The organism is Faecalibacterium sp. PGM34, from assembly GCF_054456555.1.
Genome location: NZ_CM136898.1, coordinates 1,989,708 through 2,014,042 on the forward strand (window position 1 = coordinate 1,989,708; position 24,335 = coordinate 2,014,042).

General features: G+C 58.7%; 22 protein-coding genes and 1 pseudogene. 22 read left to right on the forward strand and 1 reads right to left on the reverse strand.

What is annotated here, in order from left to right:
• Positions 1 to 64 precede the first annotated feature (64 nt).
• The 3 genes from ACXPUX_RS09305 (at position 65) to tsf (ending at position 3,898) form a co-directional block, all read left to right on the forward strand.
• Complete coding sequence (locus ACXPUX_RS09305; RefSeq protein WP_458828065.1) at positions 65 to 2,002, forward strand: LTA synthase family protein; 1,938 nt, start codon at positions 65 to 67, stop codon at positions 2,000 to 2,002.
• A 201-nt stretch (positions 2,003 to 2,203) separates the two neighbouring features.
• Entirely contained in the window at positions 2,204 to 2,926 is a 723-nt protein-coding gene (gene rpsB / locus ACXPUX_RS09310; protein WP_015538473.1) for a 30S ribosomal protein S2, read from the forward strand.
• Between the two features lie 48 nt (positions 2,927 to 2,974).
• On the forward strand, positions 2,975 to 3,898 hold the full coding sequence (gene tsf / locus ACXPUX_RS09315) for a translation elongation factor Ts (RefSeq protein WP_458828066.1): 924 nt from the start codon (positions 2,975 to 2,977) through the stop codon (positions 3,896 to 3,898).
• Positions 3,899 to 4,025: 127 nt separating this feature from the next.
• On the opposite strand, the gene ACXPUX_RS09320 is transcribed toward tsf, so the two are convergent.
• Positions 4,026 to 5,978 carry a glycerophosphodiester phosphodiesterase family protein gene (locus tag ACXPUX_RS09320; protein ID WP_458828067.1) on the reverse strand — a complete coding sequence of 651 codons (1,953 nt, stop codon included), beginning with the start codon at positions 5,976 to 5,978 and terminating at the stop codon, positions 4,026 to 4,028.
• A gap of 371 nt (positions 5,979 to 6,349) precedes the next feature.
• Between ACXPUX_RS09320 and ACXPUX_RS09325 the strand changes: the two genes are divergently transcribed.
• The 19 genes and pseudogenes from ACXPUX_RS09325 to ACXPUX_RS09415 all read left to right on the forward strand — a co-directional run bounded on the left by ACXPUX_RS09325 (position 6,350) and on the right by ACXPUX_RS09415 (position 24,220).
• On the forward strand, positions 6,350 to 7,669 hold the full coding sequence (locus ACXPUX_RS09325) for a carboxyl transferase domain-containing protein (RefSeq protein ID WP_458828068.1): 1,320 nt from the start codon (positions 6,350 to 6,352) through the stop codon (positions 7,667 to 7,669).
• Positions 7,670 to 7,720: 51 nt separating this feature from the next.
• Positions 7,721 to 8,098: a biotin/lipoyl-containing protein gene (locus tag ACXPUX_RS09330; protein ID WP_458828069.1), complete on the forward strand. Its 378-nt coding sequence runs from the start codon at positions 7,721 to 7,723 to the stop codon at positions 8,096 to 8,098.
• A 16-nt stretch (positions 8,099 to 8,114) separates the two neighbouring features.
• The gene (locus ACXPUX_RS09335) at positions 8,115 to 9,518 is read left to right on the forward strand and encodes an oxaloacetate decarboxylase subunit alpha (protein WP_458828070.1); all 1,404 of its coding nucleotides are present in this window, start codon (positions 8,115 to 8,117) and stop codon (positions 9,516 to 9,518) included.
• A 196-nt stretch (positions 9,519 to 9,714) separates the two neighbouring features.
• Entirely contained in the window at positions 9,715 to 10,056 is a 342-nt protein-coding gene (locus tag ACXPUX_RS09340; RefSeq protein WP_458828072.1) for a transposase family protein, read from the forward strand.
• Between the two features lie 277 nt (positions 10,057 to 10,333).
• Positions 10,334 to 11,212 carry a YicC/YloC family endoribonuclease gene (locus tag ACXPUX_RS09345; RefSeq protein ID WP_458828073.1) on the forward strand — a complete coding sequence of 293 codons (879 nt, stop codon included), beginning with the start codon at positions 10,334 to 10,336 and terminating at the stop codon, positions 11,210 to 11,212.
• Positions 11,213 to 11,230: 18 nt separating this feature from the next.
• On the forward strand, positions 11,231 to 11,509 hold the full coding sequence (locus ACXPUX_RS09350; RefSeq protein WP_055184460.1) for a DUF370 domain-containing protein: 279 nt from the start codon (positions 11,231 to 11,233) through the stop codon (positions 11,507 to 11,509).
• Positions 11,499 to 12,071, forward strand: coding sequence for a guanylate kinase (gene gmk, locus ACXPUX_RS09355; protein ID WP_249240015.1), 573 nt, complete (start codon positions 11,499 to 11,501; stop codon positions 12,069 to 12,071). The genes ACXPUX_RS09350 and gmk overlap by 11 nt, the downstream gene beginning before the upstream one ends.
• A gap of 28 nt (positions 12,072 to 12,099) precedes the next feature.
• Positions 12,100 to 14,226: pseudogene (gene priA / locus ACXPUX_RS09360) on the forward strand (replication restart helicase PriA); the annotation flags it as partial.
• On the forward strand, positions 14,205 to 14,360 hold the full coding sequence (locus tag ACXPUX_RS09365) for a hypothetical protein (protein WP_458831212.1): 156 nt from the start codon (positions 14,205 to 14,207) through the stop codon (positions 14,358 to 14,360). The pseudogene priA and the gene ACXPUX_RS09365, both read left to right, overlap by 22 nt.
• Positions 14,361 to 14,377: 17 nt before the next feature.
• Positions 14,378 to 14,914, forward strand: a complete 537-nt coding sequence (gene def, locus ACXPUX_RS09370) for a peptide deformylase (RefSeq protein ID WP_458828074.1) — start codon at positions 14,378 to 14,380, stop codon at positions 14,912 to 14,914.
• The gene (gene fmt / locus ACXPUX_RS09375) at positions 14,914 to 15,834 is read left to right on the forward strand and encodes a methionyl-tRNA formyltransferase (RefSeq protein WP_458828075.1); all 921 of its coding nucleotides are present in this window, start codon (positions 14,914 to 14,916) and stop codon (positions 15,832 to 15,834) included. The genes def and fmt overlap by 1 nt, the downstream gene beginning before the upstream one ends.
• A complete protein-coding gene (gene rsmB / locus ACXPUX_RS09380) occupies positions 15,834 to 17,165 on the forward strand; it encodes a 16S rRNA (cytosine(967)-C(5))-methyltransferase RsmB (protein WP_458828076.1) in 1,332 nt (443 codons plus the stop codon). The genes fmt and rsmB overlap by 1 nt, the downstream gene beginning before the upstream one ends.
• Before the next feature lie 41 nt (positions 17,166 to 17,206).
• Positions 17,207 to 18,247 carry a 23S rRNA (adenine(2503)-C(2))-methyltransferase RlmN gene (rlmN, locus tag ACXPUX_RS09385; RefSeq protein ID WP_458828077.1) on the forward strand — a complete coding sequence of 347 codons (1,041 nt, stop codon included), beginning with the start codon at positions 17,207 to 17,209 and terminating at the stop codon, positions 18,245 to 18,247.
• A gap of 16 nt (positions 18,248 to 18,263) precedes the next feature.
• Positions 18,264 to 19,013: a Stp1/IreP family PP2C-type Ser/Thr phosphatase gene (locus tag ACXPUX_RS09390; protein ID WP_458828078.1), complete on the forward strand. Its 750-nt coding sequence runs from the start codon at positions 18,264 to 18,266 to the stop codon at positions 19,011 to 19,013.
• Positions 19,006 to 20,904: a Stk1 family PASTA domain-containing Ser/Thr kinase gene (pknB, locus tag ACXPUX_RS09395; RefSeq protein WP_458828079.1), complete on the forward strand. Its 1,899-nt coding sequence runs from the start codon at positions 19,006 to 19,008 to the stop codon at positions 20,902 to 20,904. The genes ACXPUX_RS09390 and pknB overlap by 8 nt, the downstream gene beginning before the upstream one ends.
• Positions 20,901 to 21,779, forward strand: coding sequence for a ribosome small subunit-dependent GTPase A (rsgA, locus tag ACXPUX_RS09400; RefSeq protein WP_458828080.1), 879 nt, complete (start codon positions 20,901 to 20,903; stop codon positions 21,777 to 21,779). The genes pknB and rsgA overlap by 4 nt, the downstream gene beginning before the upstream one ends.
• Before the next feature lie 18 nt (positions 21,780 to 21,797).
• Complete coding sequence (locus tag ACXPUX_RS09405; protein WP_458828081.1) at positions 21,798 to 22,433, forward strand: thiamine diphosphokinase; 636 nt, start codon at positions 21,798 to 21,800, stop codon at positions 22,431 to 22,433.
• A gap of 70 nt (positions 22,434 to 22,503) precedes the next feature.
• Entirely contained in the window at positions 22,504 to 22,584 is an 81-nt protein-coding gene (gene spoVM, locus ACXPUX_RS09410) for a stage V sporulation protein SpoVM (protein ID WP_458831214.1), read from the forward strand.
• 118 nt (positions 22,585 to 22,702) lie between these two features.
• Positions 22,703 to 24,220, forward strand: coding sequence for a DUF3794 domain-containing protein (locus ACXPUX_RS09415; RefSeq protein WP_458828082.1), 1,518 nt, complete (start codon positions 22,703 to 22,705; stop codon positions 24,218 to 24,220).
• Positions 24,221 to 24,335 lie beyond the last annotated feature (115 nt).

Below are 24,335 nucleotides of genomic sequence, written 5' to 3' on the forward strand. Positions count from 1 at the left end.
GGATTGTGCAAATAGCACAGCCGCTTTGAAAATAGGGTTCGGGACGTGGAAAGGGATATCGACTATGAAAACATCCAAACCGCTGTTGACCCTGCGGATGCTCTTCCCGGTGGCAGCTTCCTTTATCGTACTGCTGCTGGGCGAGTGGATCGCGCGCGGGTCGCTGACCGCTGATACCTTTATCAGCTTTATTTTTCCCCATTTCGGGGCGTATCTGCTGGCATGGCTGCTGTTGTTTCTGGTGTGGGAGCTGTTGGACTGGGTGCTGCGCATCCCGCCGCTTGCCACGCTGGGTATGGCCGTTCTGGGCTGTGCGCCCTGCGCGGTAAACTTCTATACCATGCAGCTGCGGGGCGAGCCCTTTCTGCCGTGGGACCTGATGCAGGTGTCCGAGGCCGCCGGTGTGGCCTCTGCTGCCGGGCTCAAGCTGCAGACCAGCATGGTGGTCTCTATTGTGCTGGTACTGGCACTGACGGTGGCAAGCTTCTTTATTTACCGCGGGCGGCTGCGCCAGCGCTGGCTGCCAAGGCTTGCGGGCAGCGGCGCTTCAGCAGCGGCACTGTGTCTGCTGATCTTCGGCGTTTACTTGCAGCCAGCCGTCACGCAGGTTTTGGGCATCACACCGGATGCGTGGATGCAGGACCGCTACTACCGCTACTACGGTGTTCTTACCGGTTTTATGACCAACCTCACCAATCTGGAGATCGACAAGCCCGAGGGCTACTCGGAGCAGGCAGTGGATGATATTCTGGATAACGTAGCCGAGAGCGAAAAATTCTCCACCGGCCCCATGTACGCGGGCAGCTATGCCGCCACCACGCCTAAAGAGGAGCAGGCAAAGCAGCCTACCATTATTTATGTGATGGACGAGTCCTACTGGGATGTTTCTGAGCTGGAACAGCACGGCATCACCTTTGATACCGATGTATCGCAGAACCTCCACGCTCTGCAGCAGACCAGCGCCTACGGCAGGGCATACAGCCCCAGCTTTGGCGGCGGCACCTGTGACGTGGAATTTGAAGCGCTGACCGGCTACTCGGTGTCCTTCCTGCCCAGCGGCAGCAAGCCCTACCAGCAGCACGTCACAAAGCCCATGTTCGCCCTGCCCAATTACCTCAAACTCAAGGGCTACCAGACCGCTGCGGTGCACTGTTTCTGGGCAAAATACTGGAGCCGCGATAAGGCCTACCCCAACCTCGGCTTCAGCGATTTTATCAGTCTGGAAGATATGCACGGCGTGACCAAGGTGCGCAAGCACTACTGGACCAGCGGCCTTGTGACCGATGACTCCATGGCCGACCAGATCATTCAGCAGTACGAGAAGATGAGCACTTCCTCTGATAAGCCCATCTTCCTGCACGCGGTCACCATGCAGAACCATACCAATTATAATAGGGATAACTACCCGGACGATGAGCGGGTGCACGTTGTATCCCATCCGGTGGGGCTCAAGAGCAGCACCGTGGGCGCGCTGGAAGATTTCGCTACCGGAATCCGGGATGCAGACGCCATGCTGGGCAAGCTGACGGCGTATTTCTCTCAGGTGGACGAGCCGGTCATTCTGGTGTTCTGGGGCGACCACTATAATCCCATCGATTCCAACTACGATGTCTACACCACCACCGGTTATGCAAGCGGCTCCAGCACCGACCCCCGTCTGCACCAGACCACGCTGCTGATGTGGTCGAATTACAGCCAGCAGCAGGTGGATCTGGGCACCATTGCCGCTTATGATATCTCTCCGGTGATGATGGAGCTGTTCGGGCTGGAGCAGCCGCTGTACTTCCAGTTCCTCAACCGGCAGCTCCGGGTAGCCAGCCGCAGCTGCACCCGCGGCACTACCATGAACTTGGACGGCACCACCACCCAGCAGCCCACGGAGTTCCAGCAGCGCTGGACGAATGAGCACTGGATGCTGCAATACGACCTGATGTTCGGCAAGGGATACGCCCTCAACCGCATGGGTGTTGCGGGCTTGAGCGGGATGAATACGGGCAAATAAGAGAAAAAGTACGCATTTCTTTATACAAAACAGAGAAAACCACTTGCAACCGCATTCTTTTTGTGCTATTATAACAAAGCATTACACACGCATCACTATGCCCTTTTGTGCCCTTTTGGGTTGAGGGCAGTCCGCCGGTACCCGATGTACTGTGCAGATCACGGTGTGCGGAGGCAAAACAATATCTGGAGGTATTTTATTATGGCAGTCGTTTCTATGAAGCAGCTTCTCGAGGCAGGTGTGCACTTCGGTCACCAGACCCGCCGCTGGAACCCCAAGATGGCTAAGTACATCTTCACCGAGCGCAATGGTATCTATATCATTGACCTGCAGAAGACCGTGAAGAAGCTGGACGAGGCTTACAACTACGTTAAGGAAGTTGCAGCTGAGGGCGGCGACATCCTGTTCGTCGGCACCAAGAAGCAGGCTCAGGAGTCCATCCGTGACGAGGCTCTGCGCTGCGGTATGCACTACGTCAACGCTCGTTGGCTGGGCGGCATGATGACCAACTTCCGCACCATCCGTAAGCGTATCGACCGTATGGATCAGCTGGCTAAGATGAAGGAGAACGGTACCTTCGAGCTGCTGCCCAAGAAGGAAGTGGCTAAGCTGGAGCTGGAGATGGAGAAGCTGGACAAGTACCTGGGCGGCGTCAAGAACATGAAGACCCTGCCGAAGGCTATGTTCATCGTCGATCCTCACAAGGAGCGCATCGCTGTTGCTGAGGCCCGCAAGCTGAACATCCCCATCGTTGCTATCGTTGATACCAACTGCAACCCCGATGAGATCGACTATGTGATCCCCGGCAACGACGACGCTATCCGCGCTGTCAAGCTGATCGCCGGCGCTATGGCTGACGCTGTGCTGGAAGGCAAGCAGGGCAACCAGGAGGCCGCTCCCGCCGAGGACGCAGCAAACGCCTGATTTCCCATTCCGCAACCAATCATATAACGTGTAAGGGAGAAAACAAAAATGGCTATTTCTGCAAAGGACGTTATGGAACTGCGCAAGCAGACCGACTGCGGCATGATGGAGTGCAAGAAGGCTCTGACCGAGGCTGACGGCAACTTCGAGAAGGCAATTGAGATCCTGCGCGAGCGTGGTCTGGCTACCGCCGCCAAGAAGGCAAGCCGCGTTGCTGCCGAGGGTATGGTCTACGCTGACTACTGCCCCGCCTGCAAGGTCGGTGCTGTCATCGAGGTCAACGCTGAGACTGACTTCGTTGCCAAGAACGACAAGTTCGTTGACTTCGTCAAGGAGGCCACCAAGGTTATCATGAAGCAGAACCCCGCTGATGTTGAGGCTCTGATGGCATGCAAGACCGAGTCTGGCGAGACCGTTGACGAGGCTCTGAAGAACCTGATTCTGGTCATCAAGGAGAACATCAAGGTTCGCCGCTTCACCCGTTACGAGGGCGTCTGCTCTGCATACGTCCACGGCGGCGGCACCCACGGCATTCTGGTCAACTTCGAGACCACCAACGACATCGACGCTAAGGACGAGTTCGTTGTTTACGGCAAGGACATCGCTATGCAGGTTGCTGCTGCTAACCCCGGCTACGTCGACGAGGCTTCTGTCCCCGCCGAGGTCGTGGCTAAGGAGAAGGAGATCATGCTGGCTCAGATGGCTCAGGATCCCAAGACCGCTAACAAGCCTGAGGCTGTGAAGGAGAAGATGATCGAGGGCAAGATCAAGAAGTTCTTCAAGGAGAACTGCCTGGTCGATCAGGAGTTCGTCAAGGACGGCGACCTGACCGTTGCTCAGTACACCGCTAAGGTCGCTAAGGATCTGGGCGGCGAGATCAAGATCGTCAAGTTCGCCCGTTTTGTCAAGGGCGAGGGCCTGGAGAAGCGTGCTGACGACTTCGCATCTGAAGTTGCAAGCATGGTGAAGTAATTTAAACTTCCAAAGACAAAAGGGGAGCCGCAGTACCTGTAACAGGGTGCTGCGGTTCCTTTTTTCATTTGTGAAATACAAATACCGGGCAGCCCGCAGCCTGCCCGGTATTACTGTATAAATCTTCTTACGCTTCGTCCAAAACCTCTTCGGGATCCTCAATGGCATCCTCGATGGTTTCCTCCACCTCCATCGCTTCTTCAGAGTCCGGGGCGGCAAGCAACTCCTGAATCTGATCCCGCAGCCAGAGCAGACGGTTATCCAGTGCCTTGTCCCGTGCCAGCAGCGGTGCAATGATCTCCGGCTTGTCGGTGATTAGGTCATCCACGCCCAGCTGCAGCAGCTTTTCGGCGTCCTGCTGACGGTTGATGGTCCATGCGGAGATGGTCTTGCCGCGCAGATGGATCTGCTGCACCATACCGGCGGTGATAAAGGTAGACTCCACACTGAAAAAGTCTGCGGCGGGCAGGTCATAGTAGGTGCCCACGCCCAGCGCAAGAATATACCCGGTAGTAATGTCCGGGTCCAGTTCCTTCACCTTGCACAGGGTCTCGTAGCTCTGGGAGGTGACCACGCAGTCCGCGCCGTAGTCGTATGCGTGGATCAGCCGCACTGTTTCGGCCTCCAAGTTTGGCGTAGAGGTACTGGGCTTGATCTCAATGTTCAGCTCAGCCTTGCCCTGGCACAGTGCCAGAACCTCTTCCAGCATTGGGATATAGGAGCCCGTGAACTGCCGATGGAACCAGCGTCCGGCATCCAGCTGCTGCACCTGTGCATAGGGCAGGTCATAGATGTTGGCGTTGCAGCCGGTACACCGGCGCAGGCTGGTATCGTGGGTCACCACGGCTACGCCGTCAGCGGTCATCTGCACGTCCAGCTCAATGCGGGGGCTGCCGTGCTCCAGTGCCGTCTCGAAGGCTGCCATGGTATTTTCCGGCGCACGGGAGGAGTAGCCCCGATGGTAGGTGATCACCGGGTCGGCAAGGCCCAGCACGCTTTGCAGCGGCTGTGTTTGCGGGGACAGCAGATATACCGCTGCCACGCCGCAGGTGACCAGTGCGGCGCAGGCCATCATCCCGGCCAGTACCGTCTGCTCACGGTGCAGGGCAGGGAGCACACCGGAAACGGTCGGCTGCGCTGCACCGGACTGTCGGATCACTTCATACAGTGCGTCCGTAAGCGTGCTCTGCGCTGCCGTCATGGCACAGTCCATGAGCAGGCAAAGGAACGGTAGCTCGATCAGCAGCGCCGCACGGGAAAGCGCCAGCAGGGCAGCGGTGCTGGCAAAGCCGACACCAAGGATGATACAATAGAACAGCACTGCTCCGCACAGCAGCATCAGCCCGGTGCGCGCAGCTGCGGCCAGCATCCAGCGCAGTGCCAGTGCAAGCAGCTGCCCGGCGCGGCTGCGCAAAATGTGCAGGCTCTCCGCAAACGCACAGCCAAAGCTTTTGCGTTCCAACAGGAATTTTGGCAGCACCACAAGTCCGTCCAGCAGCAGCGCCAGCACGCAGAGCACCGCCAGGGCAAATAGAAACCGATTGGCAGCGCGCGCTTTCAGCAGCCCCCAGAGATATTCCGGCACGGCAAACTGGGTCAGATGGTTTGCGGCCAGAAAAAAATTCGTCAGCGGGATCAGAGCAGCACCATACAGCAGCAGCGGGAGATTCTGCGGCAAAAACACCCGCACAAGGTTGCAAAAGGCATCCCGGAACACCGCCCCCGCCCGCAGCGGCTCGCCGCGCCGCACCCGAGTCAACAGCTGCAGCATCGTGGCGACCTCGTACAGGCTCCAGAAGGCTGCCAGCACCGCCAGTACGGCGATACACCCGATAATGGCAGGGGAGGCAAAGATGCGGGAAGCGGTCTTATTGTTGAGGTATTGTATGGGTGCAAACCGCAGCGTCAGCGCCCAAATCAGCTGCAACGCCGGTACGAACAGGAGGTTCGTCAGCACCTTATAAAACAACAAAAAAAGCAGAAACACCCGCCCCTTTGGCGAAAGCAGGGAACGGGCGGCATCGTGCAGGGAACGGTAGCTCTGCTCCTGCTGCTGGAACCTTGCGGAAAATCGCTTCAAAATAGCTTCAACCTCTTTTTCGTTTTTACCGGGCAGTTCTCATGCTCTGTATAAGCACAGTTTGGCAGATTGACCGGCAATCTATGTTTTGTAACCATAGTGTAACATAAACAGACGGGAAAGAAAACGCAGCAGGCGGGTGCAGTTTCACCAAAAAAACAGGAAAAATTTCTACATCCGCAAAAAAGGGCGCGCAGGAACCTTTGCCCAGATAAAACGTGCAAAACGATGATTCGTTAAAAATTTGGCTTTCCATAAGAGATGAATGTTGAATCGCATGGATTTTTATAGAATCTCTTGCATTTTTTTGCCATCTTCTGTATAATGAATATAATTTTGAAAGCTCACACAGACAACCAGGAGGTCTAATTATGGCTTCAAAGATCAATAAGGGAGAAATCCTCGCCAAGTTCTTCGATGACGGGGAATACACTGCGCTGTTTGCTGATGGTGCAGTGAGCGCTGCCTGCGGCTATGCTGCAGGTCAGCAGGCTTACGCTGTTTATCAGAACGGCGAGGCTGTCACCGTAAAGGATGTTGAAAAGAACATCAAGGTTCTGGAAATGGCTGCACAGACCGGCTGCCCGGTGGTCACCTTCTATAACTCGGTAGGTGCAAAGCTGGCCGAGGGTCTGGATGTGCTGACTGCCAGTGCAAAGCTGAATGCACAGATCGCAAAGGTCTCCGGCGTTGTTCCGCAGGTGGCCGTTGTTCTGGGTGTCTGCGGCGGCACCAGCGCTCTGAGCGCTGCCAACGCAGACGTCTGCATCATGACCGAGGGCGCAGAGCTGTTCTTCACCGCTCCGTTCACCTCCGCTGCCAAGGGCGATAAGGTCGCCGATGCAGGCAGCGCCGCTGCTGCCGCCAAGGCAGGCGTGGCTTCCATCGTGGCTGCCGATGCCGCAGAGGCTGCTGAAAAGGCTGCTCACATCGTGGGTCTGCTGCCCGCCAACAACCTGACCGGCCCGGCTATCTTCGAGTTCGAGCAGCCCACCGCTGTTCTGGCTGCCGGTGCCGAGCCCGCAAAGGCTTCTGCCGCTGTGATCGATAAGGACAGCGCTGTGGAGCTGTACGCAGGCTTTGGCAAGTCTGTCTACACTGCATTTGCAACCATCGGCGGCAACGCCGTGGGCGTTGTGGCAACCGGCAAGCAGCTGTGCCACAACTGCGTAGCCAAGGCTTCCCGCTTTGTGCGTCTGTGCGATGCCTTCAGCGTGCCTGTGGTCACCATCGTGGACACCGAGGGCTTTGTGCCCAGCGTCACCGATGACGTGGCTGGCGGCATCCGCGAGGCTGCCCGTCTGGCCGCTACCTATGCCGATGCTACCACCGCAAAGGTGGCTGTGCTGGCCGGTAAGGCTGTGGGCCCTGTGTACACCACTCTGGCTGCTGCCGACCTGCGCATTGCTGTGACCGGCTGCACCGTCAGCGCACTGGAGCCCAGCGCTGCTGTCAGCGTGCTGTACAAGGACGAGATCGATGCTTCCGACAACATCATTGCCGCCACCAAGGCAAAGGCTGCTGCTTACACCGCTGAGGTGTGCAGCGCTGCCAGCGCAGTGGCTGCCGGTGCTGCCGATATGAGCTGCGATGCCGCCAATGTGCGCGCCAGCGTTGTGGCTGCACTGGAGCTGCTGAGCACCAAGCGCGCCGCCCGCCTGCCCAAGAAGCACGGCAATATGGCCCTGTAAGCGTCCGAATGTAAGTTAATTGAGTTCGATTTTGAATTGGAGGATCCTTCCATGAAGTACTACAATATTACTGTCAATGGTGTTGCTTACAGCGTTTCCGTTGAGGAAACTGCCGCAGGCGCTGCTCCTGTTGCTGCTCCCGTTGCAGCACCCGCCGCACCCAAGGCCGCTCCCGCACCGGCAGCTGCTCCCAAGGCAGCCGCTGGTGCCGCCGGTGCTGTTACCGTTAAGGCTCCCATGCCCGGCAACATTCTGGATGTCAAGGTCGCTGCCGGTGCTTCTGTCAAGGCCGGCGACGTGCTGGTCATCCTCGAGGCCATGAAGATGGAGAACGAGATCGTTGCTCCGCAGGATGGCACTGTGGCTTCCATCAACGTGAACAAGGGCGATACCGTCAACTCCGGTGACGTTCTGGTTTCCATGAACTAAGGAAGAGGTGACAACCATGGCAAAAAAGCCGATCAAGGTGACCGAGGTCGTCCTGCGTGATGCGCACCAGTCTTTGCTGGCTACCCGTATGACCATGGACGAGATGCGCCCCATCCTGCCCGAAATGGACAAGATCAACTACTTCTCCGTGGAGTGCTGGGGCGGCGCTACATTCGACAGCTGCATCCGCTTCCTGGACGAGGATCCTTGGGAGCGTCTGCGCATCCTGCGCAAGGAGCTGCCGCACCAGAAGCTGCAGATGCTGTTCCGCGGCCAGAATATGCTGGGCTACCGTCCCTACGCAGATGACGCGGTGGAGTACTTTGTACAGAAGTCCGTTGCCAACGGCATTGACGTCATCCGCATCTTCGACGCTCTGAACGACCCCCGCAATCTGCAGACTGCCATCAAGGCTGCCAACAAGGAGGGCGCTCATGTGCAGGGCTGCATCAGCTACACCCTGAGCCCCGTGCACAACAACGAGTATTTTGCAGCCTACGCCAAGACTTTGGAGGAGATGGGCGCAAACTCCATCTGCATCAAGGATATGGCCGGTCTGCTCACCCCCTATACCTGCTATGATCTGGTCAAGAAGCTGAAGGAGACCGTCAGCATCCCTGTGGATGTCCACAGCCACTACACTGCTGGTCTGGCTTCCATGTCCATCCTCAAGGGCATCGAGGCAGGTGCAGACATCGTCGATACCGCCATGAGCCCCCTGAGCCTTGGCACCAGCCACATGCCCACCGAGAGCTTGGTGGCTGCCCTGCAGGGCACCGACTACGACACCGGTCTGGATCTGAAGCAGCTGAATGTCGTGCGCGCTTACTTTGCAAAGCTGCGCGAAAAGTACATCGCCAACGGCCAGATCAGCCCCAAGAGCCTGGGCGTGGATGCCAACACTCTGCTGTATCAGGTGCCGGGCGGCATGTTCTCCAACATGCTCAAGCAGCTGAAGGATGCTGGCAAGGAAGATAAGCTGGACGAAGTGCTGGCCGAGATCCCCCGCGTCCGTGAGGATGCAGGCTATCCGCCGCTGGTCACCCCCACCAGCCAGATCGTTGGCACGCAGGCTGTGTTCAACGTGATCATGGGCGAGCGCTACAAGATGGTCACCAAGGAGTTCAAGGGTCTGGTCCACGGCGACTACGGCAAAACTCCCGCTCCCATCAAGCCCGAGTTCACCAAGAAGATCCTTGGCGACGAGCAGCCCATTACCTGCCGCTTTGCCGACACGCTGGCTCCCGAGATGGACAAGCTGAAGGCCGAGGCTGCTAAGTGGGCAACGCAGGAAGAGGACGTGCTGACCTACGCCATGTTCCCGCAGGTCGCTCCCAAGTTCTTTGATAAGCGCAATGCCAAAAAGCAGGGCGTGGACGGCGATCATGTGGACTACACCAACCAGTCCCATCCTGTCTGATCAATAAGTTCCTTTCAAGACTGCTGCACAAAATGCTGTGCAGCAGCCTTTTTTGTGCATCTGGCAAAGGTGCAGGGCGTACTCTGTGGGGGTAGTACCGGAAAAACTTCTGCTTACGCATTGACTTGCCGCCCAATACCTTTTATAATGGTTGGTATAGCCGTACAATACAACAAAAGATGTGGAGGAAAATGCTATGCGAAGCATCCCGGAGCAGCGCATTGCTGAGTTTCAGGAGCAGGACTATCAACTGTATTTTGGCATTTCGAAGCTGGAATTTGACCGGATGCTCCAGGCTCTGCATGAGGCTTACCGTCAGGAGCACAAGCGCAAGACCCGCTTTACTAAGATCTCTATGATGGATAAACTCATCCTGACCTTGATCTATCGCCACGAGTACCGCACGATGGAAAGCATTGCCAAGGAGTACGAGGTCTCCCTGGATACCATTGCTGACAACATCCATTGGGTGGAGCGCACGCTGCTCAATGCAGATATCCTGCAAACCAGTGTGACCTGCGTTTATAAGACGAACTGACATTATAACCCTGCGTGAAAACGCGGGGTTATAATTTTTATAGGAAACATTGCACGAAAAGACGATATCTGCTGCTGCCATGTTATTTTGGCTGTTGCCAAACATGTAGCAGCAAAAATGGCCACTGTGTTTTTTGCGCGGATGTAGTCTGCACCTTGAATTTTTCAGAAAAGAATAGTAAAATGATGCTATATGTATCGTAACATGGGCTTGTGTGCCCAAAGCGGATACCTATACAGAAAAACCGAAGTTAAACCACAAAAGAATAGGAGCTAGTATGATCTTAAGCATGACCGGTTTCGGCAGGGGGACTGCCGTGCTCAATGGCCGCGAGATCACTGTGGAGCTGCGCAGCGTGAACTCCCGCTATTTCGAGTATTCCTCCCGCATCCCGCGCACCTGCAGTTCTCTGGACAGCCGCCTGAAAAAACAGCTCAACCAGCGGATCTCCCGTGGCAAGGTGGAGCTTAGCATGACCGTGCAGAACGTGGACGCAGCAGATACCGTGGTCGCCGTCAATATGGAGCTTGCCCGCAGCTATCAGCAGGCCATGCGGGACTTGTCCGAGCAGCTGGGGGTCAAAAATGATGTGTCCACCGCCGTTCTGGCCCGCTTCCCGGATGTGCTGACCACCCGCCACGCCGATGTGGACGAGGAGCAGCTGTGGCAGGATGTGTCTGCCGTCACCGCGCAGGCACTGGATCGCTTTGTGGAGATGCGCGCCGCCGAGGGTGCCAAGATGAAGGCAGATGTGGAAAGCCGCCTTGTGTTTCTGGAAGAGTGCGTCGGCAAGGTGGAAGCTTTGAGCGCAGGCCGTGTGGAAAACTACACTAACCGCCTGTACGAAAAGCTCAAGGTCATCCTGCAGGATCGTGACATTGATGATGCCCGTGTGCTGACCGAGGCCGCCATCTTTGGCGATAAGACCGCCGTGGATGAGGAGACTGTCCGTCTGCGCAGCCACATCGCACAGTACCGCGATATCCTGCAGCTGGACGAGCCCGTGGGCCGTAAGCTGGATTTCCTGACGCAGGAGCTGAACCGCGAGACCAATACCATTGGTTCAAAGTGTCAGGATCTGGACATCACCCGCATCGTGGTGGATATGAAGGCGGAGATCGAAAAGATCCGTGAGCAGATCCAGAATCTGGAATAATATGTTGTGGAGGAGCCTATGAAACTCATCAACATCGGCTTTGGCAATATGGTCAGTGCGGGGCGCGTGGTGGCAGTCGTCAGCCCGGACTCTGCACCGGTCAAGCGTCTGGTGAAGGAAGCGCGGGAGCGCGGGATGCTGATCGATGCCTCTTATGGCCGCAGCACCCGTGCGGTGCTCATCATGGACTCCGATCATGTCGTGTTGTCAGCTCTTCAGCCCGAAACGGTGGCAAGCCGCGCCGCAGGGCAGGAGGGCAGAACATCAATGGAGGAAGAAGCATCTCATGGCGAATGATAAATTTCTGTTTGTAGTTTCCGGTGCAGCCGGTACCGGCAAGGACAGCGTGGTCAAGGCGCTGCGCGAGGCACACCCCGAGATCGAAAAGACCGTCTCTGCCACCACCCGCGCCCCGCGCCCCGGCGAGCAGGAGGGTGTGGATTACTACTACCGCACCCGTGAGCAGTTCCAGCAGCTGCTGGAGAGCGATCAGGTGGTGGAGCACAACTTCTATAACGGCAACTACTACGGCACCCTGAAGTCTGAGGTGGAAAAGCGGCTGGAGGCCGGTAAGGTGGTCGTGCTGGTCATTGACGTGCACGGTGCTGCCAATATCCGCCGGATGTTCCCGGGCGCTACCACCGTATTCCTGCTGCCGCCCTCTGTGGAGGAGCTGGAGCACCGTCTGCGCGGCCGCGGAACCGAGACCGAGGAAAGCATTCAGGAACGTCTCGCCACCGCCCGGCAGGAGCTGGCCGAGCAGGATAAGTTTACTGTAAAGCTGGTCAATAATCAGATCGAGCCCTGCGCTGCAGAGCTGTATCAGGTCATCTGCCAGCGCGCCGGGCTGCAAGGCTGAAAAATCAAGCGTTGAAGGAGTTGGACGAATGCCCAAGACGGTAGGCGTTGCCGTCAGCAATGCGACCTTCCATTTTGATAAGCTGTATACCTACGCCGTTCTGCCGGAGCACCAGAATGCGGTGCGTCTGGGCAGCATGGTGCTGGTACCCTTTGGCAAGGGCAGCCGCGCCCGCATGGGCGTGGTGCTGGCCTGCGATGCCGAGCCGGAGCACTCCAAGCTCAAATATCTGTTCGATGTAGCCCCGGCCTCGGCCTGCCTGACCCCGGAGCTGCTGCGGCTGGTGCATTTTTTAAAGGAGCGTACCTTCTGCACCTACTATGAGGCCGTCAAGGCGGTCATTCCGTATGGTGCGCAGTATAAGCCCGCCGTGGCGGCAGACGGTGTGACCCCGGTGCTGCAAAAGCAGCTTACCCGCCACACTGAAAACGCCTATAAGCTGGTGGGCGTACTGCCGCAAAAGCCAAAGCCTACGGCAAAGCAGCTGGCGGCGGTGGCATTGCTGAGCGGCGGCCCTCGCACCCTGAACGAGTTGGAGGATAAGGGCATCAGCCGCGCGGTGCTGGATAATCTGTGCACCAAGGGTGTTCTGGAATGCAGCAAGGTGAATAAGTCCATTGACCTGTACGCTTCCATCCCGCTCCGTAACGACCTCATCACCCTCACCGAACAGCAGCAGGCCGCTTACGATACACTATTGCCAAAGTTAGAAGATGCAGCACCTCATTCAGCGCTGCTGTATGGTGTGACCGGCAGCGGCAAGACGCTTGTGTTTTTAAAGCTGATTTCCCGCTGTCTGGAGCTTGGCCGCAAGGCGCTGGTGTTGGTGCCGGAGATCAGCCTGACCCCGCAAATGATCCTGCGGTTAAAAGGGCAGTTTGGCCGCCGCGTGGCGGTGCAGCACTCTGCGCTCAACCACACCGAGCGTCTGCTGCAATGGCAGATGATCCAGGATGGTGGTGCAGATATCGTGGTTGGCACCCGCAGCGCGGTGTTTTCGCCGCTGGAAAATATCGGCCTTATCATCATTGACGAGGAGCAGGAGCACACCTACCGGTCGGAATCCGCACCGCGCTACTCCGCCCATGAGGTCGCCCGGCAGCGTGCTGCCGAAAACGGCGCACTGCTGCTTCTGGCCAGCGCCACCCCCAGCACCGAGAGCTTTTACGCTGCGCAGAATGGCCGCACCCAGCTGGTGCGCCTGACCAAGCGCTACGGCGGCAACCCGCTGCCCAGCGTGCAGATCGTGGATATGCGGGCAGAACTGGCTGCGGGCAACCCCCGGGAGATCAGCCTTGCGCTGGAGGATGCCATCCGCCGCAATCTGGATGCAGAAAAGCAGACCATCCTTCTGCTCAACCGCCGGGGCTACCAGACCATTGCCCAGTGCGAGGACTGCCGCGAGGTGCTCAAGTGCCCCAAGTGCAGCGTGCCCATGGTGTACCACAAATCTGCCCGCAAGGTGCTGTGCCACTACTGCGGCTCCCAGCAGGAGCCGCCGCCCACCCTTTGCCCGGCCTGCGGCGGTAAATTACAGTACCGGGGCTTTGGCACCCAGAAGGCCGAGGAGGAACTGGCAAAGCTCTTCCCGGAGGCGCGGGTGCTGCGCATGGATCAGGACTCTACCGCCGCCAAGGATGCCCACGAAAAGCTGCTTGCCAAATTTGCAGCGCATGAATACGACATCATGGTGGGCACCCAGATGGTGGCAAAAGGTCTGGATTTCGAGGACGTGACCCTTGTGGGTGTTCTGGGCATTGATTCGCTGCTGTTCGCGCAGGGCTTCCGTGCATACGAGAACGTGTTCAGCCTGATCACACAGGTGGTGGGACGCAGCGGCCGCGCAAAAGAGCCCGGCTTTGCAATCATCCAGACCAGCGACCCGGACAACCCGGTGCTCACCCTTGCCGCCGCACAGGATTACGATGCTTTCTACGAGCAAGAGATCACCTACCGCAAGCTGGGCTTGTATCCGCCCTTCTGCGGGCTGTGCGTCATCGGCTTTGCCGGTGCAAAGGAGAACGAGGTGGCGCGCGCCGCTGCCCGGTTCTCGGTGCTTTTAGGGCAGCAGGCTGCCAAGCAGCCGGATCTGCCCCTGCGCATTCTGGGCCCACGCCCGGCAGCATTGAAAAGATCAACGACACCTACCGCTATAAGCTTACTGTCAAGTGCCGCAACGACCGCCGTTTCCGCGATCTTGTGCGTGCGGCACTGGCACTGTACGAAAAAGAAAAACTGCCGTCCAAGGCATCGGTCGTGGTAGACCTGCACTCGGATGGTGACATCTGAAAACTGGAGGTACCATTATGGCTATCCGTAATATTGTTAAAGAAGGCGACCCCATCCTGAACAAGGTCTGCCGCCCTGTGACCAATTTTGACGACCGTCTGGCCACCCTGCTGGACGATATGCGCGAGACCATGATCGCCGCCGATGGCGTGGGTCTGGCTGGCCCGCAGGTGGGCATGATGCGCCGCCTATTCGTGGTGTGGGACACCACCGATGCCCCGGAGGAGATCCCCGAGGATTACGAGTACAAGTTCATTGATTTCGTCAACCCCGAAATCCTTGCCGTTTCCGAGAAAGAGGAGACCGCCTACGAGGGCTGCCTGTCCTTCCCGGGGCATAACGGCGCTGTGACCCGCCCGGTCGCTGTCAAGGTGCGTGCACAGGACCGCAACGGCGAATGGTTCGAGCTGGAAGCCGACGGTCTGCTGGGGCGCTGCATCCAGCACGAGAATGACCATCTGGACGGCATCACCATTATGGAGTCCAGCGAGTATTTCTACGAGGATACCGAGGAAGGCAAAAAGGCCGCCCGCGAAGCGAAAGGAAACAACTGATGCGCATTTTGTTCATGGGCACGCCGGATATTGCTGCCGAGTGCCTGAAAGCCCTGTATGCCGCCGGGCATGATATCTGTGCCGTGTACACCCGGCGGGATAAGCCCGTCGGCCGCAAGCAGGTGCTCACCGCACCGCCGGTCAAGGAGGTGGCACAGGAACACAGTACGCCCGTGTTCCAGCCCCGCACCCTGCGGGACGGCAGCGAGGATGACACTATCCGCACCCTTGCCCCGGAGCTGATCGTGGTGGTGGCCTATGGCTGCATCCTGCCGAAGTCCGTGCTGGAACTGCCCCGCTACGGCTGCATCAACCTGCACGTTTCGCTGCTGCCGAAGTATCGCGGCAGCGCCCCGGTGCAGTGGTCGGTGTTGAACGGTGACGCCGAGACCGGCGTTTCCATCATGCAGATGGACGAGGGGCTGGATGCCGGCGATGTGCTGTACTGCAAAAAGATCGCCATCGACCCAGAGGAGACCAGCGGCGAACTGTTCGACCGCGTTACCGCTGTGGGTGCCGAAGCCCTGTGTGAGACCATCCCTCAAATCGCAGCAGGCACTCTGACCGCTGTGCCGCAACAGCACGAGAATGCTACCCTTGCCCCCATGCTGAACAAGGAGATGGCAGAGTTCCACCTGACCGACACTGCTGACCACATCCATAACTGGGTGCGTGGCATGAATCCTTGGCCGGGTGCGTGGTTCATCACCTCCGGCGGCAAAAAGCTCAAGGTGATGTCCTGCCGCGTGGCTGCCGCCAATGGCGAAGCCCCCGGCACGGTGCTGACCACAAAGCCTCTGACCGTAGCCTGCGGCGAGGGCGCTATCCAGCTGCTAGAGGTCGTGCCGGAGGGCAAAAAGCCCATGGACGGCACTGCCTTTGCAGCGGGTCTGCGCCTGAAAACGGGAGATAGCCTTTGATGGCCGCAAATCCGCGTGCGGCGGCAGTCGCCGCACTGGTACGGCAGGAGCAGGACGGCTTTTCCAATCTGGTGCTGGACGCAGAGCTCAAGCGCCAGAAGCTGGAGGGTCGGGATAAGGCCTTTGCAAGTGCCATCTTCTACACCGTGCTGGAGCATCGCGGCACGCTGGACTATATTCTGGAGCAGTTTCTGCCTAAGGGTCTGACGAAGCTGGATGCACCCGTGCGGGAAATTTTGCGTGCTGCACTGGCACAGGCACGCTATATGCAGGTGCCTGTCTCCGCTGCGGTGAACGAAGCGGTCAAGCTGACCCGCACCTTTAAAAAATCCAGCGCCTCCGGCCTTGTCAACGCCGTGCTGCGCAAGGCCTGCGGTTATGATTTAGACGCTGCCGTCTTTAAAGACGAGATCCAGCGCCTGATGGTTTTAGGCTCTGCCGGGCGGGATGTGGCGGAATTTCTCCACAAAAACTACCCGGACGAAGCACTGGGCATCCTGACCTATCAGGCCGATGGCGGTTTGACCAGCCTGCGTGCAAACCCCCTCAAGGCCAGCGCTGCACAGCTGTGCACGCTGCTTACAGAGCAGGGCGCAGCGGAGGTGCGACAGGGCATCGTGCCCGGCAGTGTGCTGGCACGGTTTGCGGGCAGCCCAGCAGACAATGAGCTGTTCCGGCAGGGCTACTACCATGTAGAGGGACAGGCCAGCCAGCTGGCAGCCCTTTGCGTGGGCGCAGCCCCCGGCGAGACAGTGCTGGATCTGTGCGCTGCCCCCGGCGGCAAGACCATTCTGCTGGCCGAGCAGATGCAGGGCACAGGAACGCTGTACAGCTGCGATGCAGCAGAGAACCGTGTGGGGTTGATCCGCACCGCTGTGGAACGCATGGGCTTTACCGGGGTGCACACCCTGTGCAACGATGCCACCAAGCCGAACCCTGCACTGCCCATGGCAGACCGCATCCTGACGGACGTGCCTTGCAGCGGTTTGGGCATTCTGGCAAAAAAGCCGGATCTGCGCTATAAAAAGCTGGAAACCACCCGGCAGGCAGAACTGCTTGCCACGCAGGCGGCAATTTTGGATACGGCTGCGGCGCTGCTCAAGGCGGGCGGGCGGCTGGTCTACTCCACCTGCACCATCGACCCGGCAGAAAATCAGCAGCAGATCGCAGCCTTTTTGCAGCGCCACCCGGAATTTGCGGTCTGCGCACCGGAGGTACCGCTGCCCGCCGGAATGACGGCAGGGGAGCATGGCTGCCTTTCGGTGCCCACCCGCACCGGTATGGACGGCTTTTTCCTGTGCGTGCTGCAAAAAGCCGCCGCAACGCAATAAGCACGACCTTTGCGGGTCGTATCCTCTTATAGGAGAACAGAATGGAACAAAAACGCTGTATTTCTTCCCTGACGCTGGCAGAATTGACTGCCGAACTGAAAGCGCTGGGACAGCCGGGTTTCCGGGCAAAGCAGATCTTCCACTGGGTGCACCAGAAACTGGTCACCGAGTTTTCTGCCATGACCGACCAGCCCAAGACCCTGCTGGCAAAGCTGGAAGAAACCTTTTATATCGCTGCACCGCAGATCGAGCGCCGTCAGGAGGCCAAGGACGGTACCGTAAAGTATCTGCTGCGCATGGCTGACGGCAACTGCATCGAGACCGTTGTTATGCGTTACCACTACGGCAATACCGTGTGCGTGTCCACGCAGGTGGGCTGCCGCATGGGCTGCCGGTTCTGCGCTTCCACGCAGGCAGGGCGGGTGCGCAACCTTGAAGCAGGCGAGATCTGCTCCGAGATCTACACTGCCCAGAAGGATATCGGCGAGCGCATCTCCCATATCGTGCTCATGGGCATCGGCGAGCCACTGGATAACTTTGACGAAGTGATGCGCTTTTTGGAGAATATCACCTCGCCCGAGGGCGTCAATATCGGCATGCGCAACATCAGCCTTTCCACCTGTGGCCTTGTACCCAAGATCGATCAGCTGGCGAAAAAAAAGCTGCAGCTCACCCTTTCTATCTCGCTGCACGCACCCACAAACCAGATCCGCAGCAGCATGATGCCGGTCAACGATGCCTACCCGGTGGAGCAGCTGATCCAGACCGTGCGCCGGTATCAGGAGACCACCGGTCGCCGGGTCAGTTTTGAATATTCCATGGTGCGCGGTGTCAATGATTCTGATGTCTGCGCAAAGCAGCTGGCAGACCTGATCCGGGGCATGGGTGCTCATGTAAATCTGATTCCCATCAACCCGGTGGACGGCAGCCCATATTCCGCTACGGATGCAGCCAATGTGCGCAGATTTCAGCAAAAGCTCGAAAGCCTTGGCGTAAACGCCACGGTGCGCCGCCGCCTTGGCAGCGAAATCAGCGCCGCCTGCGGCCAGCTGCGCCGCGACGAAATGAACGGCAAGGCATAAATAGAGGGAGAAACCTATGAAACTTGCAGGAAAAACGGATGTAGGACGCGTCCGGCAGGACAATCAGGATGACTACCGTGCCGGGGAACTGCCCGGCGATGCAGCATGGGCGCTGGTATGCGATGGCATGGGCGGCGCACGCGGCGGACGGGAAGCCTCACAGTGTGCGTGCAGCGTCATCGAGCGCTGCTTTCAGGAGCAGTACAGCCAGTGCATCCCCGGCGAAGAGGAGACTTTTTTAAAAAAAGCACTGCTCAGCGCCAACCGCTATGTGTTCCAGAAGGCACTGCGGGAGGAGTCTCTGGCAGGTATGGGTACCACCGCCGTCTGCGCTCTGGTGCGCGGCGGCAAAGCCTATCTGAGCCACGCGGGCGATTCCCGCGCCTACCTCTACCGGGACGGTAAGCTGGCGCAGCTGACTCACGACCACTCCTATGTGCAGGAGCTGGTGGACTGCGGCACCATCACACAGGAGCAGGCAGAGCATCACCCGCAGAAAAACATCATCACCCGGGCGCTGGGCGTGGATTACCGGCTGGAGCCGGAGTTCACCACCGTGGCGCTGCGGGCAGGGGATGTTCTGCTGCTGTGCACGGACGGCCTGACCAATGCCGTACCCACGGAGCAGCTGGAGCAGCTGTTGCGCAGCGGGTCTTTTTACGACCTGCCGGATGTTCTGATCCGCACCGCCAACGAAAACGGCGGCCCGGATAACATCACCGCCCTGCTGGTGGGGGTAGAGCCGATGGAGGTGCGCCATGGATAACCTGATCGGTAAAAGACTGGACGGCCTGTACGAGGTGCAGGAACTGATCGGCTCCGGCGGCATGGCCAACGTGTATAAGGCGGTCATGCGGGGACAGAACGGTCCCGTGCCCGCCGGGACTGTGGTGGCTGTCAAGGTGCTGCGGCAGGAATATATGCACGACCCGGATCTTGTGCGCCGCTTTAAAAACGAATCCAAGGCCATCTCTCTGCTGAACCACCCCAATATCGTCAAGGTGTACGATGTTTCGGTCAACGACCATCTGCAATATATCGTTATGGAGTATGTGGACGGCATGACCCTGCGGGAATACCTCAACGAGCGGGGCGGGAAGCTTTCCAGCCGGGAGACCGTGCACTTCATCTCTCAGATCCTCAAGGCGCTGGAACACGCCCACGCCAACGGCATCGTGCACCGGGATATCAAGCCCCAGAACATTATGCTGCTGGATAACGGCCAGCTGCGCATGATGGACTTCGGCATTGCCCGCATTTCCCGGGCAGATAACCAGATGCTGGCCGGCAAGGCGATGGGCAGTGTGCATTATATCAGCCCGGAACAGGCCAAGGGGGACGAGACCGACCGCACCAGCGACATCTACTCGGTAGGCGTCATGATGTACGAGATGCTCTCCGGTCATCTGCCCTTTGACGCCGATGACGTGGTAGAGGTTGCCATCAAGCAGATCTCGGACGAGCCCCGCTCGCTGCACGAGCTGGCACCGGAGGTGCCCTATGCGCTGGTGGAGATCACGGAAAAGGCCATGGCGAAGCTCCCCCAGAACCGTTACCCTTCGGCACGGGCGATGCTGGAAGCACTGGATACCTATGTGCAGAACCCCTCCGTGCTGTTTGAATATCAGTATATTACAGAAGAAGCACCCGAAAAGGTGGTGAAACGTACCATGAATCAGAACCGCGCGATCCGTCAGAACGAACAGCCCGCCCCCCGTAAAAGCGGCAAAAACAAGCCGGGTAAAAAGCGCCGTACCGTCTTTTTGCCTGCATTGTTCGGTATCACCATTGCCTTTGCACTGGCCTGCATGGCGCTGTGCTGGATGATCCTGAACGACTCCTCCAACCTGATGAACAACAAGGCCGATGTCACCCTTGGGGACTATATCGGCATGACCAAGGATCAGGCCATGGCCACGGATCAGATCGCATCCGGCCAGATCTCACCGGAGTGGGAAGAAGAGTATAACAGCAACTATGCCGCCGGTTATATCTATAAGCAGTCGCCGGTGTCCGGCCGCACCGTCCGCGAGGGTCAGAGCGTAACGCTGACCGTCAGTCTGGGCACCCAGTATGTCACCGTGCCGGATCTGACCAACTATGTGCAGTCCGATGCCGAGCAGCAGCTCAAGGCACTGGGCGTTTCGGTGCTGGTCACGCAGGCTGTGGATACCACCGTGGCCTCCGGTGCGGTCATCCGCACCGACCCTGCCGCCGGTACGCAGGTAGCAGCAGGCTCTACGGTCATCCTTTATATCAGCCGTCCGCAGGTGTCCACCACCACCAAGGTGCCCTCGCTTACCGGCATGAGCGTGAACGACGCCCGCACCCTGCTGGTGCAGAACCATCTGGGTCTTGGCAGCCAGAGCGAAGAATACAGCAACCAGCCCGCAGGTACGGTGCTTAGCCAGAGCCCTGCGGCAGGTACTACCGCAAAGCTGAACAGCCGCGTAAACGTTGTGGTCAGCGCAGGTGCTGCACCGGTACAGGAACCGGAGCAGCCGGGCGGTGATGGTACTTCCGGCACCACGGGTGAAGGCTCTACCGGCGGCGAGAGCACCGGCGGCAGCAGCGAGCCGAGCTCCGCAGCAGTTCCACCGGCGGCGGTATTCTGGACTGGTGGTCCTCGCTGCTGGGCTGACGGAGGATGTGCATGAACGGTTATATCGTAAAAGGCATCGGCGGCTTTTACTATGTAAAAACGCCGGACGGCATCGTGGAGTGCAAACCCCGCGGCATTTTCCGCAAACAGAAGATCACCCCTGTGGCAGGGGATGAGGTGACGCTGGAAACTGAGAATGGCGCAGCGGTCATTGCGCAGATCGCCCCCCGCAAAAACGTTTTTGTGCGCCCGCCGGTGGCAAATCTGGATGTGCTGTTCCTTGTGGCCAGCACCACCCAGCCTACCCCCAGCACGCTGGTGCTGGATAAGCTTTCGGCCATTGCGGTGGATAAGGGCGTGCAGCCGGTGGTGGTGTGCACCAAAAGCGACCTTGCCGAGGCGGATTTTCTGGCAAATGCCTACGCAAAATCCACCCTGCCGTTTATCCGTATCGACTACGAAAGCGGTGCAGGGCTGGACGAAGTAAAACAGTGGATCAACGGCAGGCTGTGTGCCTTCTGCGGCAACTCCGGTGTGGGGAAATCCACCCTGCTGAACGCGCTGCTGCCGGACGCTGCCCGCGAGACCAGCGCCATCAGCCAGAAGCTGGGGCGCGGCCGCCACACCACCCGCGAGGTGACCATCTTTGAAGCTTACGGCGGACGCATTGCCGACACCCCGGGCTTTGCCAGTCTGGAGGCGAACCGTGCAGGGTTCATCCCCAAGGAGAATCTGGAGCACGCCTTCCCGGAATTTGGCCCTTATCTGGGTCAGTGCCAGTTTACCGGCTGCTCCCACCGCAGCGAAAAAGGCTGCGCTGTGCGGGCGGCGCTGGCAGAGGGCAGGCTTTCCCAGACACGGTACGACAGTTATTGCGCCATGTATGACGAAGTAAAGGATGTCAAGGATTGGCAGCGCCCGAAAGTGTAATACGGAAGGAAGAATAAAATGTCCCGTTGTGTGATCCTTTCCGCCTGCCCGGTGCAGCCGGAGCTCAGGCGCCTGCTGCGCAGCGATGATTTTATCATTGCCTGCGATGCGGGCTACCGCAACTGCGCGCGGCTGGGCTGCAAGCCGGATATCATCGTAGGCGATTTTGATTCTGCTCCTTGTCCGCAGCAGGATCAGGACGATATCGTGGTACTGCCCCACGTCAAGGACGACACCGATACCGAGTATGCCGCAAAGCTCGCGGCGCAAAAGGGCTTTGACGAGGTGCTTTTGCTGGGTGCACTGGGCGGCAAGCGGGTGGAGCACACCCTTGCAAACCTGTGCACCGGCCTTGGGCTGGAGCAGCGCGGCATCCGCGCCGCCTTGCAGGACGAGCACTCCCGCATCACCTTTGTGCTGCCGGGCGAAAGCCGCTGCTACCCCAAGGAGGAGTTTTTCTACTTCTCGGCCTTCCCCATAGAGGGGCGCGCCGAGGGTGTGTACGAAAAAGGCTCCTTCTATGAGCTGGAAGATGCCGTGCTCACAGCAGGCTATCCGCTGGGTGTGAGCAACGAGTACGCCGAAGGTTCAAGCTGCATCACCGTCAGCACCCGGCAAGGCGCGCTTGTGGTGGTGGAGACCATCGCAGATTGAACCCTTCCCGGAACATTTTTACCTGTCAGACGCTATAATGGGGTAAACATGAGCGAAAGGCGGGGTGGAGATGCAGGTAGTAGTCATTCACAGCCCGAAAGCGCTGTGCGGCATTCTGCGCAAGCTGTTCGGCATCCGCAAAGAGAACTGAATCCATAAAAGGCCGGTGTGTGGCAGCAGCTGCACACCGGCCTTTTGCTGTCGGCATACCGCCGCCTGCCGCTGCATACACTCTTACGGAAACGGACAGGGAAAGGAGCGCACTGCACATGGAACTGAAGATATTCCGGGACACACTGCCGCAGGGCGGGGCGGGCTGTACCATAAAAGCAGAACTTCCTCTGGAAACCGAGATCCGCATCTCGGATGATCTGCCGCCGGTGGGCAAGCTGGTCAAGTGCTTTGTCCGCCCGGTGGTGCTGCAGCGGCAGTTGCAGCCGGGCAGGCTTACCCTAGAGGGCTATCTGCGCTGCACGGTGTTTTACCAGAGCGAAGCAGAAAAAGGTCTGTGCCAGACCGAGCAAAAGCTGCCCTTCACCCGGCAGCTGGAACTGCCGGAGCTTGCCTTTACGGCATGGACAGCCGTGGTGGAAGGGCAGACAGAGTACCTCAACACCCGCGCGGCAGACCCGCGCCGTATTGAGGTGCGGGGCGCCTACGGGTTGGTAGTCACGGTGCACACCCAGTGCAAGACCGAGGTCATCACCGCACTGGCAGATGGCGGCATTGAGCAGCAGCTGCGTACATTGCAAGGTGTGCGCAGCGTGGCTGTGCTGGATAAGCTGGTTACCTTAGAGGGAGAGCTTGTCTTTGCAAAGCCCCCGGCGGCTGTACTGGATATTACCGGCAACGCCTGTGTGGCAGAGGTAAAGCTTCTTGCCGGAAAGGCTGTGGTCAAGGGAGAGCTGCGGGTGCAGTGTGCATGGCGGGCAGAAGGGGACACCGCCCTGCAAAGTCAGGCGGCGGCGCTGCCCTTCCAGCAGGTGATAGATTTAGAAGGTATTACCGAGGACTGCTGCTGCCTGTGCGTGGCAGAGCCGGTGGGCTTTACCCTGTCGCAGGCAGAAAGCGCCGCCGCCCAGCTGACGGCAAATGTCATGCTGCACCTGCGGGCATGGCGCAGCTACCAGCTGCAGGTGGCAGTGGATGCTTTTTCCACCCGATTTGAAACGGAGCTCACGCCGCAGCCGCTCGTTACAGAGCAACTGCTCTGCATCCTGAACGATACCGCTACCGCCACAGGCTCCGGTCCACTGCCGGATGCAGGGGCGCAGCTGCGGGCCTGCTTTGTGCACTACGGCCCTCAGCAGACCATCCAAAAAGGGGAGGGCTGGGTGCTTGCCGCAAAGGCAGTGGTAACAGCCCTTGCAGAGAACACCCTCGGTGAACTGGAAAGCTACGAGAAAACCTTGGAGGTCACTGTCCCGCTGCCCATCACGCTGCCGGAGGGAACGGTGCTTGTGCCGGAATGCTGGCTGAGCACCGAGAACGTGCAATGCACCTGTGCGGGCGGCACACTGGAAGCTACGATTACTGTCCGGGCAGAGGGCGCGATTTTAGGCTGCACCACCAGCCCGGTCATCGGCAGCATCACTCTTGGTGACCCGCTGCCCGATACCGACCCCGAGATCGCTCTGCGAATCTACTACGCGCAGGCCGGGGAGGAGCTGTTTGCAGTGGCCCGGCGGTTCCATGTGGCTCCAGCGCAGATCCTTGCGGCGAATCAGCTGGAAGAGGAGCTTACCAGTCTGCCGCAGGCACAGCGGCTGCTGATCCCGGTCACCTGAGCCGTAAGGCTGCAAACATAATAAAATCTGTACCTCTTTCCCGGACGGCACAAGCTGCCGCGCCGGGGAAGGGGTGTTTTTTTGTCCGTACTGCGTAGAAAATGCAACGGAAAGA

Bases quoted from the DNA above. Each gene is read 5' to 3' on its own strand.
- ACXPUX_RS09350 (WP_055184460.1), top strand. From the start codon at position 11,231: ATGAAACTCATCAACATCGGCTTTGGCAATATGGTCAGTGCGGGGCGC.
- ACXPUX_RS09335 (WP_458828070.1), top strand. From the start codon at position 8,115: ATGGCAAAAAAGCCGATCAAGGTGACCGAGGTCGTCCTGCGTGATGCG.
- rsgA (WP_458828080.1), top strand. From the start codon at position 20,901: ATGAACGGTTATATCGTAAAAGGCATCGGCGGCTTTTACTATGTAAAA.
- rpsB (WP_015538473.1), top strand. From the start codon at position 2,204: ATGGCAGTCGTTTCTATGAAGCAGCTTCTCGAGGCAGGTGTGCACTTC.
- pknB (WP_458828079.1), top strand. From the start codon at position 19,006: ATGGATAACCTGATCGGTAAAAGACTGGACGGCCTGTACGAGGTGCAG.
- ACXPUX_RS09330 (WP_458828069.1), top strand. From the start codon at position 7,721: ATGAAGTACTACAATATTACTGTCAATGGTGTTGCTTACAGCGTTTCC.
- ACXPUX_RS09345 (WP_458828073.1), top strand. From the start codon at position 10,334: ATGATCTTAAGCATGACCGGTTTCGGCAGGGGGACTGCCGTGCTCAAT.
- ACXPUX_RS09415 (WP_458828082.1), top strand. From the start codon at position 22,703: ATGGAACTGAAGATATTCCGGGACACACTGCCGCAGGGCGGGGCGGGC.
- ACXPUX_RS09325 (WP_458828068.1), top strand. From the start codon at position 6,350: ATGGCTTCAAAGATCAATAAGGGAGAAATCCTCGCCAAGTTCTTCGAT.
- ACXPUX_RS09305 (WP_458828065.1), top strand. From the start codon at position 65: ATGAAAACATCCAAACCGCTGTTGACCCTGCGGATGCTCTTCCCGGTG.
- def (WP_458828074.1), top strand. From the start codon at position 14,378: ATGGCTATCCGTAATATTGTTAAAGAAGGCGACCCCATCCTGAACAAG.
- fmt (WP_458828075.1), top strand. From the start codon at position 14,914: ATGCGCATTTTGTTCATGGGCACGCCGGATATTGCTGCCGAGTGCCTG.
- ACXPUX_RS09405 (WP_458828081.1), top strand. From the start codon at position 21,798: ATGTCCCGTTGTGTGATCCTTTCCGCCTGCCCGGTGCAGCCGGAGCTC.
- ACXPUX_RS09340 (WP_458828072.1), top strand. From the start codon at position 9,715: ATGCGAAGCATCCCGGAGCAGCGCATTGCTGAGTTTCAGGAGCAGGAC.
- ACXPUX_RS09390 (WP_458828078.1), top strand. From the start codon at position 18,264: ATGAAACTTGCAGGAAAAACGGATGTAGGACGCGTCCGGCAGGACAAT.
- gmk (WP_249240015.1), top strand. From the start codon at position 11,499: ATGGCGAATGATAAATTTCTGTTTGTAGTTTCCGGTGCAGCCGGTACC.
- rlmN (WP_458828077.1), top strand. From the start codon at position 17,207: ATGGAACAAAAACGCTGTATTTCTTCCCTGACGCTGGCAGAATTGACT.
- rsmB (WP_458828076.1), top strand. From the start codon at position 15,834: ATGGCCGCAAATCCGCGTGCGGCGGCAGTCGCCGCACTGGTACGGCAG.
- tsf (WP_458828066.1), top strand. From the start codon at position 2,975: ATGGCTATTTCTGCAAAGGACGTTATGGAACTGCGCAAGCAGACCGAC.
- spoVM (WP_458831214.1), top strand. From the start codon at position 22,504: ATGCAGGTAGTAGTCATTCACAGCCCGAAAGCGCTGTGCGGCATTCTG.